An 18,547-nucleotide genomic window follows, 5' to 3' on the forward strand; every position below is an offset into this window, starting at 1 on the left:
AAATCCGTCCTGGCGATGGCGGACAGCCCCTCAACCGACAGCCCCTCAACCGACAGCCCCTCAACGGCCAGCCCCGACCGCCCAGCCCCTCAACGGCCAGCCCCTCAGCCGACAGCCCTGACCGCCCTGCCCCTCAGCCGCCCAGGACCCGCCGTACGAACTCCGTTTTTCCCGCCGTGTACTCCTCCCGATCCGTGACCTCCCCAGCCAGCCGCCGCTTCACCTCGGCGTACTCCTCAGCCAACCCAGGATCCGCCCGCAGTGCGTTCCGGAATTTCAGCTGTGCCCGCCACCTCGGATGTCCCTCCGGCAGCAGATGCAGATGCGCCACCCGCCGCCGACCCGCCGCGTCTGGGAGCACGAAGAACCGTCGCCACGGCGCCGCAACGTCCAGTACCGGCGGCACGAAACACCACCCCTCAGCGGAAAGCACCGGTACCACCGCCGAAACCGTCTCCGCCGACAGATCCCGCATCGGGGCCATCACGTCGAGCACCGGTTTGGCCGCCAACCCGGGGACCGCTGTCGAGCCGACATGCTCGACCCGCCCAGGCGCGAGCCACAGTGCGAGCAGCCGCGAGAGTTTCGCGCACAATGCGGAACCCCGCGACGCCCACGCCGGATCCGGGGGATGGATTTCCGGTGGCTCATAAGCCCAAGCCGGAGCGTCGGGCAGATCAGCCATAGCGCAGCCTCCGAAACAACGGCCGCGCGTGCCGGAAAATCGGTGAAGCCGGGGTCTCGTCCATGCCAACCACGCTAACCCCGGCCACCGACAAAAACCTCAGCCAAAAACCTCAGGCAAAAACCTCAGGCAGGCAGATCCACCAGATCAGCCAGCCGTGCCCGATGCCGCCCCGGCGTGCCGAAGGCGAGCTGATCGCTCTTGGCCCGCTTCAGGTAAAGATGCGCCGGATGTTCCCACGTCATCCCGATCCCGCCGTGCAGCTGAATCGCCTCCTCAGCCGCGTGCACCGCGATCGGCGACACTCGGGCCTGCGCGACCGCCACCGCGATCGGCACGTCGTTCCCGGTCGCCAGCGCATCGGCCGCGTACCGAGCCGTCGCCCGCGCGTTGACCAATTCCGTGTACAGGTTCGCCAACCGGTGCTTCAGAGACTGAAAACCCCCGACCGGACGGCCGAATTGGTACCGCCCCTTCAGGTACGTCACGGTCTCCGTCAGCGCCCACTCGGTGATCCCAGTCTGCTCCGAAGCCAGCAGCCCCGCCGCAGTCGTCAGGGCGCTGTCCAACGCCTCCGCCGCTGCGGTACCCGTGCAAATCACTTGCGCGGCAGCGGAATCCAGGGTCACGTCGGCGATCCGCCGGGTGTGGTCCAGCGACACGGCCTCGGTCACCGTCGCCGCGGAAGCGTCCACGGCGTAAAGGCCAGGCCCGTCCGGACCGACCGCCGGAACGACCAGCAGATCCGCGACCGAAGCATCGACCACTGTGGACACTCGCCCGGTCAAGGTTCCGTCCAGAAACGAAACCGCAGAAGGGAAAGGCGAACCCGGAGCGGTCGACAAAGGCACCGCCAGAGCGCCGATCACCGAACCGGAAGCGAGCTGGGGGAGCAGATCCGAGCCCGCCGCCAGCAGCGCGGCCGTCGCGAGCACCGCGCTGCCGAGATACGGCACCGGCGCGACGCTTCGGCCCAGTTCCTCCATGACGACCGCGACCTCGCGCGTCGAAGCCCCGTGTCCGCCCAGGGATTCCGGCACCATCAGGCCCGCCGTGCCGAGGTCGGCGGCCAGCGTCTTCCACAGGGAGAGGTCGTACGGCGTGTCCGTTTCGACCCGCGCCAGCAGCGCGGCCGGCCCGGCGCGGTCGGCGAGCAGCGCCCGCACCGACGACCGCAGATCCTCTTCCACCTCCGAGTACAGCAGGTCCGGGGTGCTCATCGCGGCAGGTCCTTCCAGGCGACGTCCTTGTCCACCCGCGGCTCGGACGGCAGCCCCAGCACGCGTTCGGAAATGATGTTCCGCAGCACCTCCGAGGTGCCGCCCTCGATCGAATTCCCCTTGGCGCGCAAGTACCGGTACCCGGCGTCGCGGCCGAAGAAGTCGACCTGTTCCGGACGGCGCATCGTCCAGTCCTCGTAGCGGAGGCCCTCTTCGCCGAGCAGCTCCAGCTCCAGGCCGGACAGCTGCTGGTTGAGCTCGGCGAACGCCACCTTCATCGCCGAACCCTCCGGGCCGGGCGCGCCCACGGCGAGCTGCTGCCGCTGCCTTTCTCCGGCCAGCCGCAGCGATTCGGCTTCGACCCAGTGCTGCACGAGCCGGTCGCGCAGTTCCGGCGTGCGCAGCTCCGGACGGTCCCGCCACGTCTTCGCGACGAGCCCGATCATGCCGCCCTCGCGCGGCATCGCGGTGCCGCCGATCGCGACGCGTTCGTTCATCAACGTGGTCTGCGCGACCTTCCAGCCCTCGCCGACCGCGCCGAGCCGCTGGGAATCCGGAATCCGCACGTCGGTCAGGAAGACCTCGTTGAACTCCGCCTCGCCGGTGATCTGCCGCAGCGGCCGGACCTCGACGCCGGGCGCGGTCATGTCGCACAGGAAGTACGTCATGCCCTGGTGCTTCGGCACGTCCGGATCGGTGCGGGTGACGAGGATGGCCCACTGCGCGAGATGCGCGCTGGACGTCCACACCTTCTGCCCGGTCACGACCCAGTCGTCGCCGTCGCGGACCGCGCGCGTCGCCAGCGCGGCGAGGTCGGAGCCGGCGCCCGGTTCGCTGAACAGCTGGCACCACACTTCCTCGCCAGTCCACAGTGGACGGAGGTAGCGCTTCTTCTGCTCCTCGGTGCCGAACGCGAGGATGGTCGGCGCGGCCATGCCGAGCCCGATCAGGATCCGGCGCGGGTTGTTGTCCGGCGCGCCGGCCGCGGCGAAAGCGGCCTCGACCTCGCCCTGCAGCGCGCGCGGAGCACCCTGTCCGCCGAGCCCCTCGGGGAAGTGCACCCAGGCGAGCCCGGCGTCGAAGCGGGCCCGCAGGAAGTCCACAGTGGACATCGTCGCGGGATCGTGCGCCGCCAGGAACTCCGCGACCTGCGCGCGCAGCTCTTCGGCGGTCATTTGCCCGCCTCCGTCCGGTACTTCTTCAGCTCGCGCCGCGCCAGCGAACGCTTGTGCACCTCGTCCGGACCGTCGGCGAGCCGCAGCGTGCGCACCCCGGCCCAGATCTCCGCGAGCGGGAAGTCCTGCGAAACACCGCCCGCGCCGTGCGCCTGGATCGCCTTGTCCAGGATCCATTCGACGGTCAGCGGGGTGGAGATCTTGATCGCCTGGATCTCGGTGTGCGCGCCCTGGTTGCCGACGGTGTCCATCAGCCACGCGGTCTTGAGGACCAGCAGCCGCTGCTGTTCGATCCGCACGCGAGCCTCGGCGATCCAGTCCTGCACCACGCCGGAATCGGCGATCGGACGGCCGAACGTCTCGCGCGACAGCGTCCGGCGGCACATCGCCTCCAGCGCCCGCTCCGCCATGCCGATCGCGCGCATGCAGTGGTGGATGCGGCCCGGCCCGAGGCGGGCCTGCGCGATGGCGAACCCGGAACCCTCGTCGGCGATCAGGTTTTCCGCGGGCACCCGGACGTCCTCGAAAAGCACCTCGGCGTGCCCGCCGTGGTCGCTGTCGGTGTAGCCGAACACCTGCATGCCGCGCACGACGGTCAGCCCCGGCGTGTCGCGCGGGACGAGGATCATGCTCTGCTGCTTGTGCGCGGGCGCGTCCGGATCGGTCTTGCCCATCACGATGAAGATCTTGCAGTTCGGGTTCATCGCGCCGGTGATGTACCACTTGCGCCCGTTGACGACGTACTCGTCGCCCTCGCGGCGGATGCTCGTCGCGATGTTGCGCGCGTCCGAAGAAGCCACGTCGGGTTCGGTCATCGCGAACGCCGAGCGGATCTCCCCGGCCAGCAACGGTTCCAGCCACTGCTTTTTCTGCTGCTCGCTGCCGAACATGGTCAGCACTTCCATGTTCCCGGTGTCCGGCGCGGCGCAGTTCACCGCGGCGGGCGCGAGATGCGGGCTGCGCCCGGTGATCTCGGCCAGCGGCGCGTACTGCAGGTTGGTCAGGCCCGCGCCGTGGTCGCCGGGCAGGAAGAAGTTCCACAGCCCGCGTTTGCGCGCCTCGGCCTTCAGCTCGTCGACGACCGGCGGCGGCGACCACGGGTCGGTGCGCGCGGCCAGCTGCTCGTGGAAAACAGCCTCGGCCGGGTAGACGTGCGAATCCATGAATTCGAGCAGCTGCCCGCGCAGTTCCTCGGTGCGGGCGTCGAACGCGAAGTCCATCAGTTCTCCTTGGTGAGCGTCTTGCTGCCCTGCTCGATCAGGGGGGCGACGGCGGCACCGATCTGGTCGAAGCCCTCGCCGACGGTTTTTCCTTGCTGGAAACGGAAGTAGATGCCCTCGAGGATCACCGCGAGCTTGAAGAACGCGAAGCTCACGTACCAGTCCAGCGCGGACAGATCGCGGCCGGACCGCTGCGCGTAGCGGGCGATCGTCTCGTCGGTGTCCGGATAGCCGGGCGCGCTGCTGGCGTTGGACACCATCGGCAGCGAGAGCTGGTCGCGCTGCGCGTAGGTGACCATCAAGCCGAGATCGGTGAGCGGGTCGCCGAGCGTGGACATCTCCCAGTCCAGCACCGCGGTGATCCGGTCGTCCCCGTCGACGAGCACGTTGTCCAGCCGGTAGTCGCCGTGCACGATGGCGGGCGGGCCGGACGCCGGGATCGCCGCGGCGAGCTGGTCGTGCAGCCGGTCCGCGCCCGGCAGGTCGCGGCTGCGCGAACCGTCGAGCTGCTTCTTCCACCGGCGCAGCTGGCGTTCCAGAAAGCCCTCCGGACGGCCGAAATCGCCCAGCCCGACCGCTTCCGGATCGACCGAGTGCAGGTCGACGAGCGTGTCCACCAGCGAATCGGCGATCGCCCTCGTCCGCTGCGGGCCGAGCCGCTCCAGCTCCTCGGCTGTCCGGTACGGCGTGCCCTCGACGTACTGCATCACGTAGAACTGCGCGCCGAGCACGTCCGCGTCCTCGCACAGCAGCACGGTTTCCGGCACCGGGACCGGGGTTCCGGCGAGGCCGCTCATCACGCGGAACTCGCGGCGCATGTCGTGCGCGGTCGGCAGCACGTGGCCGAGCGGCGGACGGCGCACGACCCAGCGCTGCTCTCCGTCGGAGACGAGATAGGTGAGGTTGGACCGCCCGCCCTGCACCACTTCCGCGGTGAGAGCGCCGGAGACGAGCCCGGGCCGCTCGCGGTCGAGATGGGCGCGCAGCCTCGCCAGATCGAGGCCGGGCGGGTCGGTTTCGGTCATCGGAGGGACTCCAGTTTCGTGCGAGGTCAAGGGTTCAGAGGATGAGCCGGGAAACCATCTCGGCGACGCAGGCGGGTTTGTCCTCGCCGTCGATCTCGACGGTCCAGCGCACCACGGCCTGCTTGCCGCCGGGCACGTCGGTCAGCTCGACCAGCTCAGCGGTCCCGCGCACCCGCGAGCCCACCTTCACCGGCTGCGGGAACCGCACCTTGTTGAGGCCGTAGTTGATGCCCATCTTCAGGCCCTCGACCCGGTAGATCTCCGGGAGGAACGCCGGGATCAGCGACAGCGTCAGGAACCCGTGCGCGATCGTCGTGCCGAACGGGCCGGCCGCGGCCTTTTCGGTGTCGAGGTGGATCCACTGGTGGTCGCCGGTGGCGTCGGCGAACAGCTGCACCTGCTCCTGGGTGACGGTGTGCCATTCGCTCGTGCCCAAGGGCCCGCCCACTGCTTCGGCGAGTTCGGCGACATCGGAGAACACGCGCATCGCGATCAGTCCTTCGGTCCGCCGGCGACGTAGATGACCTGGCCGGACACGAATCCCGCGCCCTCGCTGACCAGGAACGACGCGACGTTCGCGATGTCCTCGGGCGTGCCGACGCGCTGCACCGGGATCTGCGCCGCGGCCGCGGCCTTGAAGTCCTCGAAGCTCATGCCGACGCGCTCGGCGGTCGCCGCGGTCATGTCGGTGGCGATGAAGCCGGGCGCGATCGCGTTGGCGGTGACGCCGAACTTGCCCAGTTCGATCGCCAGCGTCTTGGTGAAGCCCTGCATGCCCGCCTTGGCCGCGGAGTAGTTGACCTGGCCGCGGTTGCCCAGCGCCGACGTGCTGGACAGGTTGACGATCCGGCCCCACTTCTCCTGCGTCTGGTACTTCTGCACGGCCCGGGTCATCAGGAACGAACCGCGCAGGTGCACGTTCAGCACCGAGTCCCAGTCCTGTTCGGTCATCTTGAACAGCAGGTTGTCGCGGGTGATGCCGGCGTTGTTGATCAGCACGGTCGGCGCGCCCAGTTCCTCGGCCACGCGGGTCACCGCGGCCTCGACCTGCTCGGCGTCGCTGACGTCCAGCGCGACGCCGATCGCCCGGCCGCCGTCGGCGACGATCTCCTCGGCGCCTTTGTTCACCCCGGCCTCGTCGAGGTCCAGCAGGCCGACGGCGAACCCGTCGGAGGCGAGGCGGCGGGCTACGGCGGCGCCGATGCCACGGCCGGCGCCGGTCACGATGGCCACACGGGAAGCGGTCACGGGGGATCTCCTCATCGTCGGGGAAAGCCTGCTCGGGCGGCACGTCCGGACGGGCCTGCGCCTGCTCGGACTGCCTTGCGCAGGATGCCACGGCGCGGCACCCGTCGCTGGCGGCTAAGCGTACGCTTATTACGCGTGCACCGCGAGCCCCTCGTCCGATCGGGGCGGGCTCAGCGGCGGGTGCGCAGCGGTGCGGCCAAGGCGGCCAGTGCGACGAGTTCGGTGAGCGCCATCCCGCGTTCGACGAGACCCAAGGGGATGAGCAGCCACCAGTGCTGGTCGGTCAGCGCGGCGACCGCGACCGCGCCGAGGATGACCGCGAACCAGGCGAGCGACGCCACGGCGAGCGTGCGGGCGAGAATCCGGCGGCGCGGCGAATCCGGAAAGGCTGTGCGCGCCGAGATCAGCACAGCGAGCGGAAGACAGACAAAGGCGATGACGCTGGCGATCCGGTGCAGCGTGCCGCCCGCGCCCGTCGCCGCCGCGTTGGTCCAATCGGTCTTCGGGAACGCGACGATCACCAGCAACCCGGCTGTCCAGAACGCTCCGAGCACGGCCGCGACGACCGGCAGCCGTCCCTGCAGCCGCAGCACGGCGAGTGCCACCGCCGAACCGGCCGCGACCAGCACGACTGCCAGGTCGAAGACCCATTTGTGGTCCGACAGCCCGTATTCGCTGATAGTCCGCCGGGTCGCGCTGATCTCGTCGGTGGGCGGCACCACCTGCAACAGCAGCACCAGAACGGCGCCGAGAGCGAGCGCGGCGATCCCGGCCAGTGCGAACAGGGCGGGACGGCGGTCCGCGGAAACCGTTGTCATGCACAAAGCGTGACAGGTGCCGGATATGTCCCCGGTGAGTCAGGCCGCCCGGCCGGTTCCGGTCACCTGCGCGCGCACCGTGCGGAGCGCGTTGTGGTCCACAGTGGACGGTTCGGCGGACAGCCAGCCGCCGATCTCGTGCAGGAACTGCTCCGGCGTCATCGGCGGCCCGGGTTCGCCGTCCGGTTCGGCGGTGGTGACCTCGCCGTCGCGGCTGGGGTACACGATCATCGCGCCGCGCAGCGCGACCCCGGGCAGCAGTTCGCGGTAGCGCTGCAGGCTTTCTCCCAGCTGGCTGCCGCCGCCGCGGAACGGGCGGCCGTTGCGCAGCAGGCGTCCGTCCTCGGCGGTTTCGTAATGCCCGGGCAGCCACAGCTTCGACTCGATCAGGACCAGGCGTTTTCCGCACAGCACCGCGTGGTCGACGTCGGCGAACACCGAACCGGGCCACGCGAGACCGTGGAAGATGCGCGCGCCGGGCAGCCGGGTCAGATACCGCTCCAGCAGCTCGGCGGTGAGCCGTTCGGCCAGCTCGTCGGCCTCGGCGCCGGGGGAGCCGAACACCGCGCTGCCGCCGAATTCCTCCGCGAACTCGTGCCGGGCGCGGCGCGCGGACAGGTAGCCGCGGGCGAGCCGGTGGACCAGCAACGCGGTGCCCGCGGTGAGCGCGAACCAGGCGACCAGCACCGGCGGCGTGAAGTCGATGTCGGCGACCAGCGGCAGCAACACCAGCACCGCACCGGCGAGCGCCGCGACGACCGGCGTGTGCCCCGGCCCGCGCCGCCGCCCGTGCCGCATCCGCGGGTCGGCCGCGGCGAACGACCACCACTCCAGGCTTTCCGGATCGATGTCGGGTGGTTCCGGGCAATAGCCGGGCTGCTCGCCGAACCGCCGCCGCGGCCGCGGCTTGGGCACCGAGGCGGCCGGAACGCCGGCGTCGTAGCGCGCGCGTTCGTTGGGGTCGGCGAGGGTGTCGTAGGCCTCGCGCAACAGCTGGAACGTGCCGACCGTGCCGCCCGCGTCCGGGTGCAACGTCTTGGCCAGCCGACGGTAGGCGGCCTTGATCTCCGTGGGCGACGCGGTTTTCCCCACGCCGAGTACCGCGTAGTAGTCGGGCACAGTCGGGTTCCACCTCCGGAAGGCTGCCCGCGCAACGATATGGGGTCGCCGGGGCGGCGTGCCATCCGCCTCCGCGGCGCGCCGGGGTGAACCTGTTTCCGCTAGCCCCGGGCCAGCCATTCTTCGCGGCCGACGGCGTACTCGACCGCGTGCAGGTCGTCGCCCGGCGCGAAGTACTCGGGGTCGGCGACGAAGTCCCGGACGTGCCGGAGCCCGAGGGACGCCATCGTCGCCTGGGAGCCTTTGTTGGCGGCTGCGGTCCGGGCGAAGATGCGGCCGAGGCCGACGTCTTGGAACCCGTGCCGGAGCAGTTCGCGCGCGCCTTCCTTGGCGAGTCCTTGCCGCCAATGCGCACGGAGCAGCCGATAGCCCAATTCCGCTTGCCCCGGGAATTCCCCTGGCCGCAGGGACCAGAATCCGGCGAAACCGCCGTCGACGAACCCGGTCCAGCAACCGAGGCCGCCAGCGGCGTACTCGAGGGTCGTCCGGAGCTCTTCCGCGGCCTGCTCCCGGGTCAGCACGCCGCCGAGATAACGCATCACTTCTGGATCGGCGGAGAGCCCGGCCAGGTGCTCGAGATGTCCGGCGGACAACGGGACGAGGCGGATCCGTTCGGTGGGCAAGATCGGTTGGGACTGCACGCGAACGCTCCCCGGCTTGGGCGGATGTGGGGAAGCAGTCTGGCAGCGGCAGGGCCGCTCGTCAGCCGGTTTTCCGCTCGTCCTGCCGGCCCGTTGCCCCGGGGATCCCCGGCCCAGGCCAGCGGTGCTTCCGTCCGGTCCCGCCGCCCGTGCCCCACCGGCCCCTTCTCCCACTCCCGCACCGGTTTCGGCAACTTTCCGGACGCAGCCCTTCCGCACCCCGTTCCTTCTATGTTAAGAAGCTTTACTAACTATTGGATGGAGGCACGACGTGAGCTCACCCACCCGCCCGGGGGACTCCGCGACCCTTCCGGGGAACGGTCTCGAACGCCGGATCGGGCCGCTGCAGGCGACCGCGATCAACATGACGCAGATGTGCGGGATCGGCCCGTTCGTCACCATCCCCGCGATGGTCGCGACCATGGGCGGCCCGCAGGCGATGTTCGGCTGGATCATCGGCGCGATCATCGCGCTCGCCGACGGGCTGGTGTGGGCCGAACTGGGCGCGGCGCTGCCCGGGGCCGGCGGCACCTACATCTACCTGCGCGAAGCGTTCCAGTACCGCACCGGCCGGCTGATGCCGTTCCTGTTCGCCTGGAGCGCGGTGCTGTTCATCCCGCTCATCATGTCCACCGGCATCATCGGGCTGGTCCAGTACCTGGGCTACCTGGTGCCGGGCGTGACCGACGCGGACGGCGTCACCCCGCTGGGCAAGGCCATCGGCGTCGGCCTCGTCGTGCTGATCGTGCTCGCGCTGTTCCGCCGGATCGGCCAGATCGGCAAGCTCACCACCGCACTCTTCCTGGTCATGCTGTTCGCCGTCTTCGCGGTGATCATCGCGGCGTTCACGCACTTCGACGCGCACCAGGCGTTCGCCTTCACCCCGGGAGCCTTCGGCTCGAGCGGCGCGTTCTGGTCCGGTCTCGGCGCGGGCCTGGTCATCGCCGTCTACGACTACCTCGGCTACAACACGAGCGCCTACCTCGGCGGCGAGGTCCGCGACCCGGGCCGGACGCTCCCGCGCTCGATCATCTTCTCCATCCTCGGCATCATGACGCTCTACTTCCTGCTGCAGGTCGGCGTTCTCGGCTCGCAGCCGCTGGAATCGATCAAGAGCGCGACGTCGGTGGCGTCGTCGGTGCTGGAGCAGGCGTGGGGTTCGGTGGCCGCCAAGATCGTCACCGTCTTCATCGTGATCGCCGCGATCGGTTCGGTGTTCGCGGGCCTGCTCGGCGGGTCGCGGGTGCCGTTCGAAGCCGCGCGCGACAAGGTGTTCCTGCCGGTGTTCGGCAAACTGCACCCGAAGCTGCACCTCCCGACCGCGGGCGTGCTCGCGATGGGGCTGATCACCGCGATCGGCTCGCTGTTCACTCTGACTGACGTGATCAACGCGGCGGTCACGGTGCTGGTGATCATCCAGTCGCTCGCGCAGGTCGCCGCGATCGTCGTGCTGCGCCGCCGGCAGCCGCATCTCAAGCGGCCTTACCGGCAGGTGCTGTATCCGGTGCCGACGATCATCGCGCTCCTCGGGTGGGTTTACGTGTATGTATCCGCCAGCTGGCTGTCGATCTGGCTCTCGATCGCCTGGATCGTCCTCGGGGTCGTCGCCTTCCTGATCTATGCCTCGAAGGAAAAGGTGTGGCCGTTCGGTCCCAAGGAAATCCGCGAGGCGTTCGCGGCCCAGCCGGTCTCGGGGGTGGAGTCATGAGGAAACCGCTGATCGCCGGGATCGTCGCGCTGGTTCTGGTTCCTGGAGTCGTTTCGGCCACTGCTTCCGCACAGCAACCGGAAACGGCGGCGACATCCGGTCCGCAAGGCCCGTCGACGATCGGCCTCGGCGGCTGGCAGGTGCTGACGACCGCGCAGGTCAAGGACGACGGCACGGCGGTGTCGAAGCTCGGCTACCCGACGCAAGGCTGGCTGAAGGTGAAGCCGGACGACGCGGGCGCGCCGGGCACCGAGATCAACGCGCTGGTGCAGAACGGCAAGTGCCCGAATGTCTTTTACTCCGACAACATGCGCAAATGCTTCGGCTACCAGACGAAGCGCGGGCCGGTCACCACGAAGCAGTTCATGGACCCGTGGTGGTTCCGCACCGATTTCGACCCCGGTTTCCGGCCGGGCAAGAACGCGAAGCTGACCATCCCGGGCGTCGTCGGCGAGGGCGACGTGTGGCTCAACGGCACGCTCGTCGCGGGCAAGGACGTGATGAGCGGCGCGTACGCGGGCCACACCTTCGACGTCACGAAACTCCTGCGGCCGGGCAAGAACACGCTCGCGGTCAAGATGTACCCGAACGACCCGAATTCGATGTACACGCTCGACCAGGCCGACTGGGCGCAGATCGTGCCGGACAACAACACCGGTCTCCAATTCCCGCCGAGGCTGCAGCTGTCGGACGCGCTGAGCGGCGACAACGCGCACGTCGTGCAGGACAACGCGGCGGACCTGTCGACGTCCTCGCTGACCGCGAAGGTCGACGTCACCAATGACGCGGACACGCCGCAGACCGGCGAGGTCACCGCGACGGTCACGCCGCCAGGCCGCGGCGCGCCGATCGTCGTGAAGCAGAACGTCACGATTCCCGCGCACGCCAAGCAGACCGTGACGTTCACGCCGGCGAAGTTCCCGCAGTTGAAGATCGTCAAGCCTCAGGTGTGGTGGCCGTACTCGATGGGTGCACAGCCGTTGTACACCTTGGGTACGACAGTTTCGCAGGGCGGCGTGGTGTCGACAACGTCGTCGCAGACCTTCGGGATCCGGACGGTGACGTCGAAGCTGATCGGCAAGTCGCCGGCGCTGCCGGACGGTGCACGGAAGTTCGCGGTCAACGGCCGCGACTTCGTGTTCCGCGGCGGTGGTTTCGCGCCGGACCTGTTCCTGCGCTACGACAAGGCCGACATCGCGCACCAGCTCGCGCTGATCAAGAACATGGGGCTGTCCGGCGTCCGCCTCGAAGGCCACGACATGCCCGCGGACTTCTACGAGCAGGCCGATCGCGCCGGACTGCTGGTGCTCGGCGGATTCCTCTGCTGCGACGCCTGGCAGCCGGAACATCCGGAGAAGCTGACCGACCGCGACTACCGGATCATGCACGATTCCGCGTATTCGATCGCGCAGGCCGAACGCGGCCATCCCAGCGTGATCACCTACGGCTGGAGCGACAACGAGCCGATCCCGCGGCAGGAAAGCGAAACGCTGAGCGCGTTCAAGGCAGCCGACTGGGACGTGCCGGTGATCGCGTCGGCGGAGTACAAGAGCACCAAGACGCTCGGCCCGTCGGGGGAGAAGGAAGGCCCCTACGACTGGGTCCCGCCGTCTTATTGGTACGACTCCTCGACCTTCGACAAGACCGACCCGAGCCGCACGAACGCGGGCGGCGCCTGGGGTTTCGCGAGCGAGCAGAGCGCCGGACACACCGTGCCGACGCTGGATTCGCTCCGGCGGTTCCTGTCGCCGGCAGAGCAGACGAAGCTGTGGCAGGACCCGGCGTACAACCAGTACCACGCGAACTACGAACCCGGGCACGGCGGCTACAAGTTCGGCACGCTGTACACCTTGGACGAGTCGATCGCCCGCCGGTACGGAAAATGGGATTCGCTGGAGTCCTATGTGGAGTCCGCGCAGATCGCGAACTACGAGAACACCCGGTCCCAGTTCGAAGCGTTCCTCGCGCACGCCAACGACAAGCAGAACCCGTCGACCGGCGTGGTCTACTGGCAGCTGAACAAGGGCTGGCCGACGCTGTTGTGGGCGCTGTACAACAACGACGGCGACCAGCCGGGCGCGTATTTCGGTGCGCAGAAGGCGAATAAGCCGCTGCACGCGCTGTACACCTATGACACCGGCACGGTCGCGTTGTCCAACCTGGGCGCGGTGCGGCAGAACGGGATTTCCGTGCAGGCCAAGGTGTACGACACCGCGGGCAAGGTCCTCGACGACCAAACCGCTCCGGCGGTTTCGCTGGACAGCCAGGGCGTCGCGACCGGGTTGCTGAAGCCGAAGGCTCCGGCCGAGACGAAGGCGCCGGCGAAGGCGCAGGTGTACTTCGTGGAGCTGCAGGTGCGGCAGGGCGGGAAGGTCGTGGATCGCAACGTCTACTGGATGTCCACGCAGAAGGACGTCGTGGACTGGGCGAAGACGCTGCAGAACCCGCAGGCGACGATGAGCCAGTACGGCGACCTCACCGCCTTGCGGGACCTGCCGAAATCGCAGGTCAACGTGACTGCTGCGACGCGTCCGTCGCGTGGCCCGGACGGCACGGACACCGAGACGACGGTTACGGTCGCCAACACGTCGAAGACGTCCGGGGTCAGCTTCTTCCTGCGCGCGGACTTGCGCCGCTCCACTGACGGGTCCCAGCTGCCAGCTGCGACCTGGGACGACAACGACATCACGTTGTGGCCGGGCCAGTCGCAGACGCTGACCGTCCGCTACCGGGCCGCCGACCTTCACGGCGCGGCCCCGACCGTCAGCGTCGACGGGTTCAACACCGGCCGGGTCGTGGTGCCGGCCGGTCCGCAGCGGGACAGCCAGGGGGCTGTCCCGCCGGTCATCGAGGGGACCCGCGAGTGACATCGGACGACCTGATCCTGGGCATCGACTTCGGCGGCACGAAAGTGGCGCTGGGTCTGTCCGACCGGACCGGCGCCCTGCTGGCGACCCGTCGCCTGGACACCGACGCCGAAGCGGGCGCCGAACAGGTGGTCGCCCGGGCGCTGTCCGCCGCCGCCCAGCTGGTTTCCGGTTCCCGGCTAGCCGCGATCGGCGTGGTCAGCCCGGGAATCGTGCTGCCGGACCGGATCCTGCTGGCCCCGAACGTGCCCGGCTGGGAAAAACTCCACCTGGCCGAGCTGGTGTCCGCGGCTTTCCCAGCGGTCCCGGTCGCGGTGGGCACCGACGCGAAAGCCGCCGCCTTGGCGGAATGGACCTGGGGCACCCTGGCCGGCGCCGACCCGGCGGTCTTCCTGTCTCTGGGCACCGGCATCGCCGCCGCGGTCCTGGTCGGAGGCCGCCTGCTGACCGGCGCGAACGGGGCGGCCGGGGAGATCGGGTACAACCTGCGCACCCCCCAAGACGCCGACGGATTCGCCAGCGGAGCGGCGCCGCTGGAAGAAGCCGTCGGAGGCCGGTGGCTGGGCACGCGGGCGACCGCGCTGCTCGGCCGCCCGGTCACGGCGGGGGAGTTGTTCGCACTGGCGCGGGAAAATACGGAAGCCAAGGAGCTCGTCGCTTCGGCGTTGGACGAGCTTTCCATGCACGTAGCCAACCTGGCGATCGCCTTCGACCCCTCGCGAATCGCGGTCGGCGGCGGACTGGTCCGATCGGCCGATGTGCTGCTGCCCGCCCTGCGAGAACGTTTGGCGGCGGCGGTGCCGTTCCCGCCGGAGTTGGTGCCTGCGCGGTTTGACCAGGACGCTTCGCTGCTGGGCGCGGTGGCGTTGGCGTTGCGGGAATGAGACTCCGTGACCGGCGGGGTTGTCTCGACGCTTCGCCGGTCACGGGTACCACGTCGAGCAGCGCGGGTCGCGTTTGGCGGCGGGTTGGTTCGGTCGGCTGAGGTGCTGGTGCCCGCTTTGCGGTGCCGTTCCCGCCGGAGTCGGTGCCCGCGCGGTCCGACCACGACGCTTCAGTGGTGGGCGCGGTAGCCCTGGCGTTGGAAGAGCTGGCGACGGCCCATTTGTGCAATCTGGCTTCCCGGTGCCTCCCGTAGCCGGGTGCGGCCTCAAACTCCCAGCACGTGCCGCCGAGGACGAGCGCGCCTGGCTCGCGCGCGTCGTCGGCCAGTGCGCTGACCAGCGTGGTTTTGCCGATCCAGGTCTCGCCGGCGGTCAGGGCAAGGCCGCCGTGGCTGGCTGTGGCGCGCGAGAGCTGCGCACGCAAGGTCGCGGCGGCCAGCCCGATCAGCGCCGCAGTCATGTCCGCTTCCTCCCTTTCTCCGCGAGCCACTCACGGGACTCGCACTGTCGTCGCGTACTTTCACCGGCTGCGACCGGCTGGTCACGCAGCTCGATTCCGATGCGGGCCATTCTGTCCGGAGGGTCTGACAATTCCCGGAGGCCGTCACCTGGCCGGGTGACGAAAGTCCACAGTGGATCGGCGCTGGTCGCGGGGTGACGGGCGTCTCCGCCCGGGGCCGGAGGAGGGGATGGTTGCGGTACTGTCGCGGCCATGGGGAGTCTCCGTTCGCGCATCCTCGCTTGGGCCGGCCGCCGGTACATCGCCCGCCAGCAGAAGCGCGGTTTCGATCTCGAGAAGATGGCGCTGCTGCCGGATTCGGCGCTGGAGCCGTTGCGCCGCCAGGGGCTCGACCCGGTTCCGGACCTCGGCCGGCTGCGCGCCGAGGCCCCGATCAGCAAGCTGGACCTGCCGTTCGGGATGAACGCCTGGCTGGTGACCGGGTACGAGGAGGCCAAGGCTGTCCTCGGGAAGGGCACGGAGTTCAGCAACGACTTCACGAACCTCGTCGGCAACGCGGGCGTCACCGAGGACCAGAACCCCGGCGGCCTCGGATTCGCCGACCCGCCGGTCCACACGCGGTTGCGGAAGCTGCTGACTCCCGAGTTCACGATGCGCCGGCTTTCCCGGCTGACGCCGCGGATCGACGAGATCGTCGCGGGCCAGCTGGACGCGATGGCCGCCGCGGACGGGCCGGTGGACCTGTGGGAGCAGTTCGCGCTGCCCATTCCCTCGCTCACGATCTGCGAGCTGCTCGGCGTGTCCTATGAGGACCGGGCGGACTTCCAGCGGCTGAGCACCGCGCGGTTCGACCTGTTCAGCGGTGCCGGCGCGTCGCTGGGGGCGATCTCGGAGTCGCTGGGGTACCTGCTGGAGATCGTGCGCAAGCAGCGCCAGCAGCCCGGCGACGGCCTGCTCGGCATGCTGATCAAGGAGCACGGCGACGAGATCGACGACCGCGAACTCGCCGGTCTCGCGGACGGCCTCCTGACCGGCGGTCTCGAGACCACGGCGAGCATGCTGGCGCTGGGCGCGCTGGTGGTGCTGCGCGACCCGGCCGCGTTCGAAGCGGTCCGAGGCGACGACGATTCGGTGCACCGGTTCGTCGAGGAACTGCTGCGGTACCTGACGGTCGTGCAGATGGCGTTCCCGCGGTTCGCGAAGCAGGACATGGACATCGCGGGCGTGCACATCAGCGAGGGCGACATCGTGCTGGTGTCGCTGTCGGTCGCGGACCGCGACCCGGTGCTCGGCAAGGGCGACATGGACCGCTTCGACCCGACCCGCGAGCCCTCCTCGCACCTGGCGTTCGGGTACGGGATCCACCGCTGCATCGGCGCGGAACTGGGCCGGATGGAGCTGCGAGCGGCCTACCCGGCGCTGGTCCGGCGCTTCCCCAACCTGCGGCTCGCGGTACAGCCGGAGGAGCTGGCGTTCCGGAAGGTGTCGATCGTGTACGGGCTCGACTCGCTGCCGGTGCTGGTGGACTGACGCCGGACCTCCTCTAGGCCGGGGTGGTTGCGGTGATTGCTCCGGATCGGGGCCGGTGAAAGGTCGGTTGGTGCGCGGGTGTGCGCGCATGGCTGTGGCTGGGACGGAATTGACCACGGGACGCGGCGGACACGCCCGGTGGGACGGCTTAGGGCAGCGGCCGCACGGCTGGCGAGGTCACCTCGACAGCACGCTCGTCGGCACAGCCGGACCGACAGCGCGCTCGTGGCGCGCGAGGCGGTCTAGCCGCGCTCGCAGCTTGGTGGCGGTGGGCTAGGCGGTCTAACCGCGCTGGCAGCGTGGTGGCGGTGCGCGAGGCGGTCTAGCTGAGCCGACGGAGCGCTGGTGGTGGGGCGGCCTTGCCGAGTCGATGGCGTGGTGGTGCGCGAGGTGATCTAGCCGTACCGGCAGCGCGCGCTCGATGGGCTCGAGGAGGTCTAGCCGAATCGAGGGTGCGCTGGTGATGGGCGAGTCGGCCTAGCCGCCCCGGCAGCGTGCTGGCGGCGCGATCGAATCCTTGTACGCGAAGCGGGCTCGAACCCGGGCAGGTGATCGGACCCCCTCCACAGCCCCGCCCGGCCCCGTCCTCACCGGCATCTTCCTCACCGCACTTCCCGGTTCACCTCATCGCACTCCTCGAGGCCGGAACTGGATGCTGATCCGCGGCCCCACCGCCCGGGCCGTTTTCGGGATGGCGTGTTCCCATGTCCTCTGGCACGACCCGCCCATCACGATCAAGTCTCCGTGGCCCAATGGGTACCGCACCGATTCCCCGCCGCCTCTCGGGCGCAGCGCCAGATGGCGGGCCGCGCCGACGGACAGGATCGCCACCATGGTGTCCTCGGTCCGGCCGCGGCCGAGGTCGTCGCCGTGCCAGGCGACGCTGTCCTGGCCGTCGCGGTAATAGCAGAGCCCGGCGGTGCGGAACGGTTCGCCCAGTTCAGCCGCGTAGTGCGCGGACAGCGCCTCCCGGGCCTCGGTGAGGACTGGATGCGGCAGCGGCGCGTGCTCGCGGTAGAAGCACAGCAGCCGCGGCACGGCGACCACCCGGTCGTACATCTGCCTGCGTTCCGCGTACCACGGGACCTCCGCCGCCAGGTGCTCGTACAACTCATCCGAGCCGTCGAGCCATCCGGGCAGCACGTCGATCCACGCGCCTTGCCCCAATTCGGTGCGCTGCGCTCCGGACAACGGGCCCAGCGTGGCCGGCCCGCTGGCACCGAACAGCGAGCCCTGAAATGCCTGACTCATGCCTCCAAGCTACACGACAATCGAACACCTGTTCGGATGAACTACTCGGCGGGTTTGGGATGCGCGGTGACGATGAGCCGGTGCAGACGTGCGTCGGGGGCGGATTCGTTGTGGTAGCGGGACACGAGGTCGGTCACGAGGGCGGTCAGTTCGTCGGTGAAGGCGGACCGGTCGCGCGCCGAGGCGAAGGCGATTTCCGTGTCCAAGGTCAGCGTCGAGAGCGGTTTGCCCGCGCGGGCGGCGCGGCGGGCCAGTCCGGCGACCTCGCGCAGCGTCCGGCCGGCGACCGCCAGCAGGTAGCTCACCGATAGGCGGTCCGGCTTCACCCGTGCGGAACCGGCGGCCCCGAGGGCGGCGGGGGAGACCAGATAAGCGCCGGCGGTGGCGGCGAAAAGCCGTTCGGTGAGGCCTCCCCACTGCCGGGTTCCGGCGGGTTCGACCAAGCCGTGCGATTCGAGCGCGCGGAGATGGTAGTTGACCTTTTGCCTGGTCAGACCCACTCGGGAGGCCAGCGCCGCGGCGGACGCCGGTTCGGTCAGCGCGGCCAGCAGGCGGGCGCGCACCGGGTCCAGCGCGGCCGCCGCGACGGCGGGGTCCTCGATCACTTCGACGTCCTGCATTCCCTGAGCCAAGCAGTGACAAACAAAGTCGTCAAGGATGCCGCCCTTGTCCGCGACCGGCCGGGGACTTACAGTG

The 18,547-nt window shown here is 69.6% G+C and carries 16 protein-coding genes; 4 read left to right on the forward strand and 12 right to left on the reverse strand.

Annotated features, from left to right (window positions below):
• Positions 1 to 133: 133 nt before the first annotated feature.
• From H5411_RS35070 to H5411_RS35115, 10 genes are all read right to left on the reverse strand, one after another.
• The gene (locus H5411_RS35070) at positions 134 to 685 is read right to left on the reverse strand and encodes a GrpB family protein (protein ID WP_101438748.1); all 552 of its coding nucleotides are present in this window, start codon (positions 683 to 685) and stop codon (positions 134 to 136) included.
• Positions 686 to 810: 125 nt separating this feature from the next.
• Entirely contained in the window at positions 811 to 1,905 is a 1,095-nt protein-coding gene (locus H5411_RS35075) for an acyl-CoA dehydrogenase family protein (RefSeq protein WP_101438749.1), read from the reverse strand.
• A complete protein-coding gene (locus tag H5411_RS35080; protein ID WP_101438750.1) occupies positions 1,902 to 3,080 on the reverse strand; it encodes an acyl-CoA dehydrogenase family protein in 1,179 nt (392 codons plus the stop codon). The genes H5411_RS35075 and H5411_RS35080 overlap by 4 nt, the downstream gene beginning before the upstream one ends.
• Positions 3,077 to 4,300, reverse strand: a complete 1,224-nt coding sequence (locus H5411_RS35085) for an acyl-CoA dehydrogenase family protein (RefSeq protein ID WP_101438751.1) — start codon at positions 4,298 to 4,300, stop codon at positions 3,077 to 3,079. Before H5411_RS35085 ends, H5411_RS35080 begins: the two co-directional genes overlap by 4 nt.
• Positions 4,300 to 5,325, reverse strand: a complete 1,026-nt coding sequence (locus H5411_RS35090; RefSeq protein ID WP_101438752.1) for a phosphotransferase family protein — start codon at positions 5,323 to 5,325, stop codon at positions 4,300 to 4,302. The genes H5411_RS35085 and H5411_RS35090 overlap by 1 nt, the downstream gene beginning before the upstream one ends.
• Positions 5,326 to 5,359: 34 nt before the next feature.
• The gene (locus H5411_RS35095; RefSeq protein WP_101438753.1) at positions 5,360 to 5,812 is read right to left on the reverse strand and encodes a MaoC family dehydratase; all 453 of its coding nucleotides are present in this window, start codon (positions 5,810 to 5,812) and stop codon (positions 5,360 to 5,362) included.
• 5 nt (positions 5,813 to 5,817) lie between these two features.
• Positions 5,818 to 6,588 carry a 3-oxoacyl-ACP reductase FabG gene (gene fabG, locus H5411_RS35100; RefSeq protein WP_101438754.1) on the reverse strand — a complete coding sequence of 257 codons (771 nt, stop codon included), beginning with the start codon at positions 6,586 to 6,588 and terminating at the stop codon, positions 5,818 to 5,820.
• 155 nt (positions 6,589 to 6,743) lie between these two features.
• Positions 6,744 to 7,391 carry a DUF998 domain-containing protein gene (locus H5411_RS35105; RefSeq protein WP_101438755.1) on the reverse strand — a complete coding sequence of 216 codons (648 nt, stop codon included), beginning with the start codon at positions 7,389 to 7,391 and terminating at the stop codon, positions 6,744 to 6,746.
• A gap of 39 nt (positions 7,392 to 7,430) precedes the next feature.
• Entirely contained in the window at positions 7,431 to 8,510 is a 1,080-nt protein-coding gene (locus tag H5411_RS35110; RefSeq protein WP_101438756.1) for a J domain-containing protein, read from the reverse strand.
• A gap of 101 nt (positions 8,511 to 8,611) precedes the next feature.
• Complete coding sequence (locus H5411_RS35115) at positions 8,612 to 9,151, reverse strand: GNAT family N-acetyltransferase (protein ID WP_101438757.1); 540 nt, start codon at positions 9,149 to 9,151, stop codon at positions 8,612 to 8,614.
• 271 nt (positions 9,152 to 9,422) lie between these two features.
• Here H5411_RS35115 and H5411_RS35120 point away from each other — a divergent pair, with 271 nt between their 5' ends.
• The 4 genes from H5411_RS35120 (at position 9,423) to H5411_RS35135 (ending at position 16,600) form a co-directional block, all read left to right on the forward strand.
• Positions 9,423 to 10,859 carry an APC family permease gene (locus H5411_RS35120; RefSeq protein WP_101438758.1) on the forward strand — a complete coding sequence of 479 codons (1,437 nt, stop codon included), beginning with the start codon at positions 9,423 to 9,425 and terminating at the stop codon, positions 10,857 to 10,859.
• Entirely contained in the window at positions 10,856 to 13,726 is a 2,871-nt protein-coding gene (locus H5411_RS35125; protein WP_101438759.1) for a glycoside hydrolase family 2 protein, read from the forward strand. The genes H5411_RS35120 and H5411_RS35125 overlap by 4 nt, the downstream gene beginning before the upstream one ends.
• The gene (locus H5411_RS35130) at positions 13,723 to 14,610 is read left to right on the forward strand and encodes an ROK family protein (protein WP_101438760.1); all 888 of its coding nucleotides are present in this window, start codon (positions 13,723 to 13,725) and stop codon (positions 14,608 to 14,610) included. The genes H5411_RS35125 and H5411_RS35130 overlap by 4 nt, the downstream gene beginning before the upstream one ends.
• A gap of 712 nt (positions 14,611 to 15,322) precedes the next feature.
• Entirely contained in the window at positions 15,323 to 16,600 is a 1,278-nt protein-coding gene (locus H5411_RS35135; RefSeq protein WP_167442043.1) for a cytochrome P450, read from the forward strand.
• Between the two features lie 624 nt (positions 16,601 to 17,224).
• Here the strand turns inward: H5411_RS35135 and H5411_RS35140 are convergent.
• On the reverse strand, positions 17,225 to 17,851 hold the full coding sequence (locus H5411_RS35140; protein ID WP_101438761.1) for an alpha-ketoglutarate-dependent dioxygenase AlkB: 627 nt from the start codon (positions 17,849 to 17,851) through the stop codon (positions 17,225 to 17,227).
• A gap of 41 nt (positions 17,852 to 17,892) precedes the next feature.
• Entirely contained in the window at positions 17,893 to 18,471 is a 579-nt protein-coding gene (locus tag H5411_RS35145; protein WP_101438762.1) for an ArsR/SmtB family transcription factor, read from the reverse strand.
• Positions 18,472 to 18,547: the final 76 nt, after the last annotated feature.

Origin of the sequence: Amycolatopsis echigonensis (genome assembly GCF_014174495.1) — a bacterium.
Classification (GTDB): domain Bacteria; phylum Actinomycetota; class Actinomycetes; order Mycobacteriales; family Pseudonocardiaceae; genus Amycolatopsis; species Amycolatopsis echigonensis.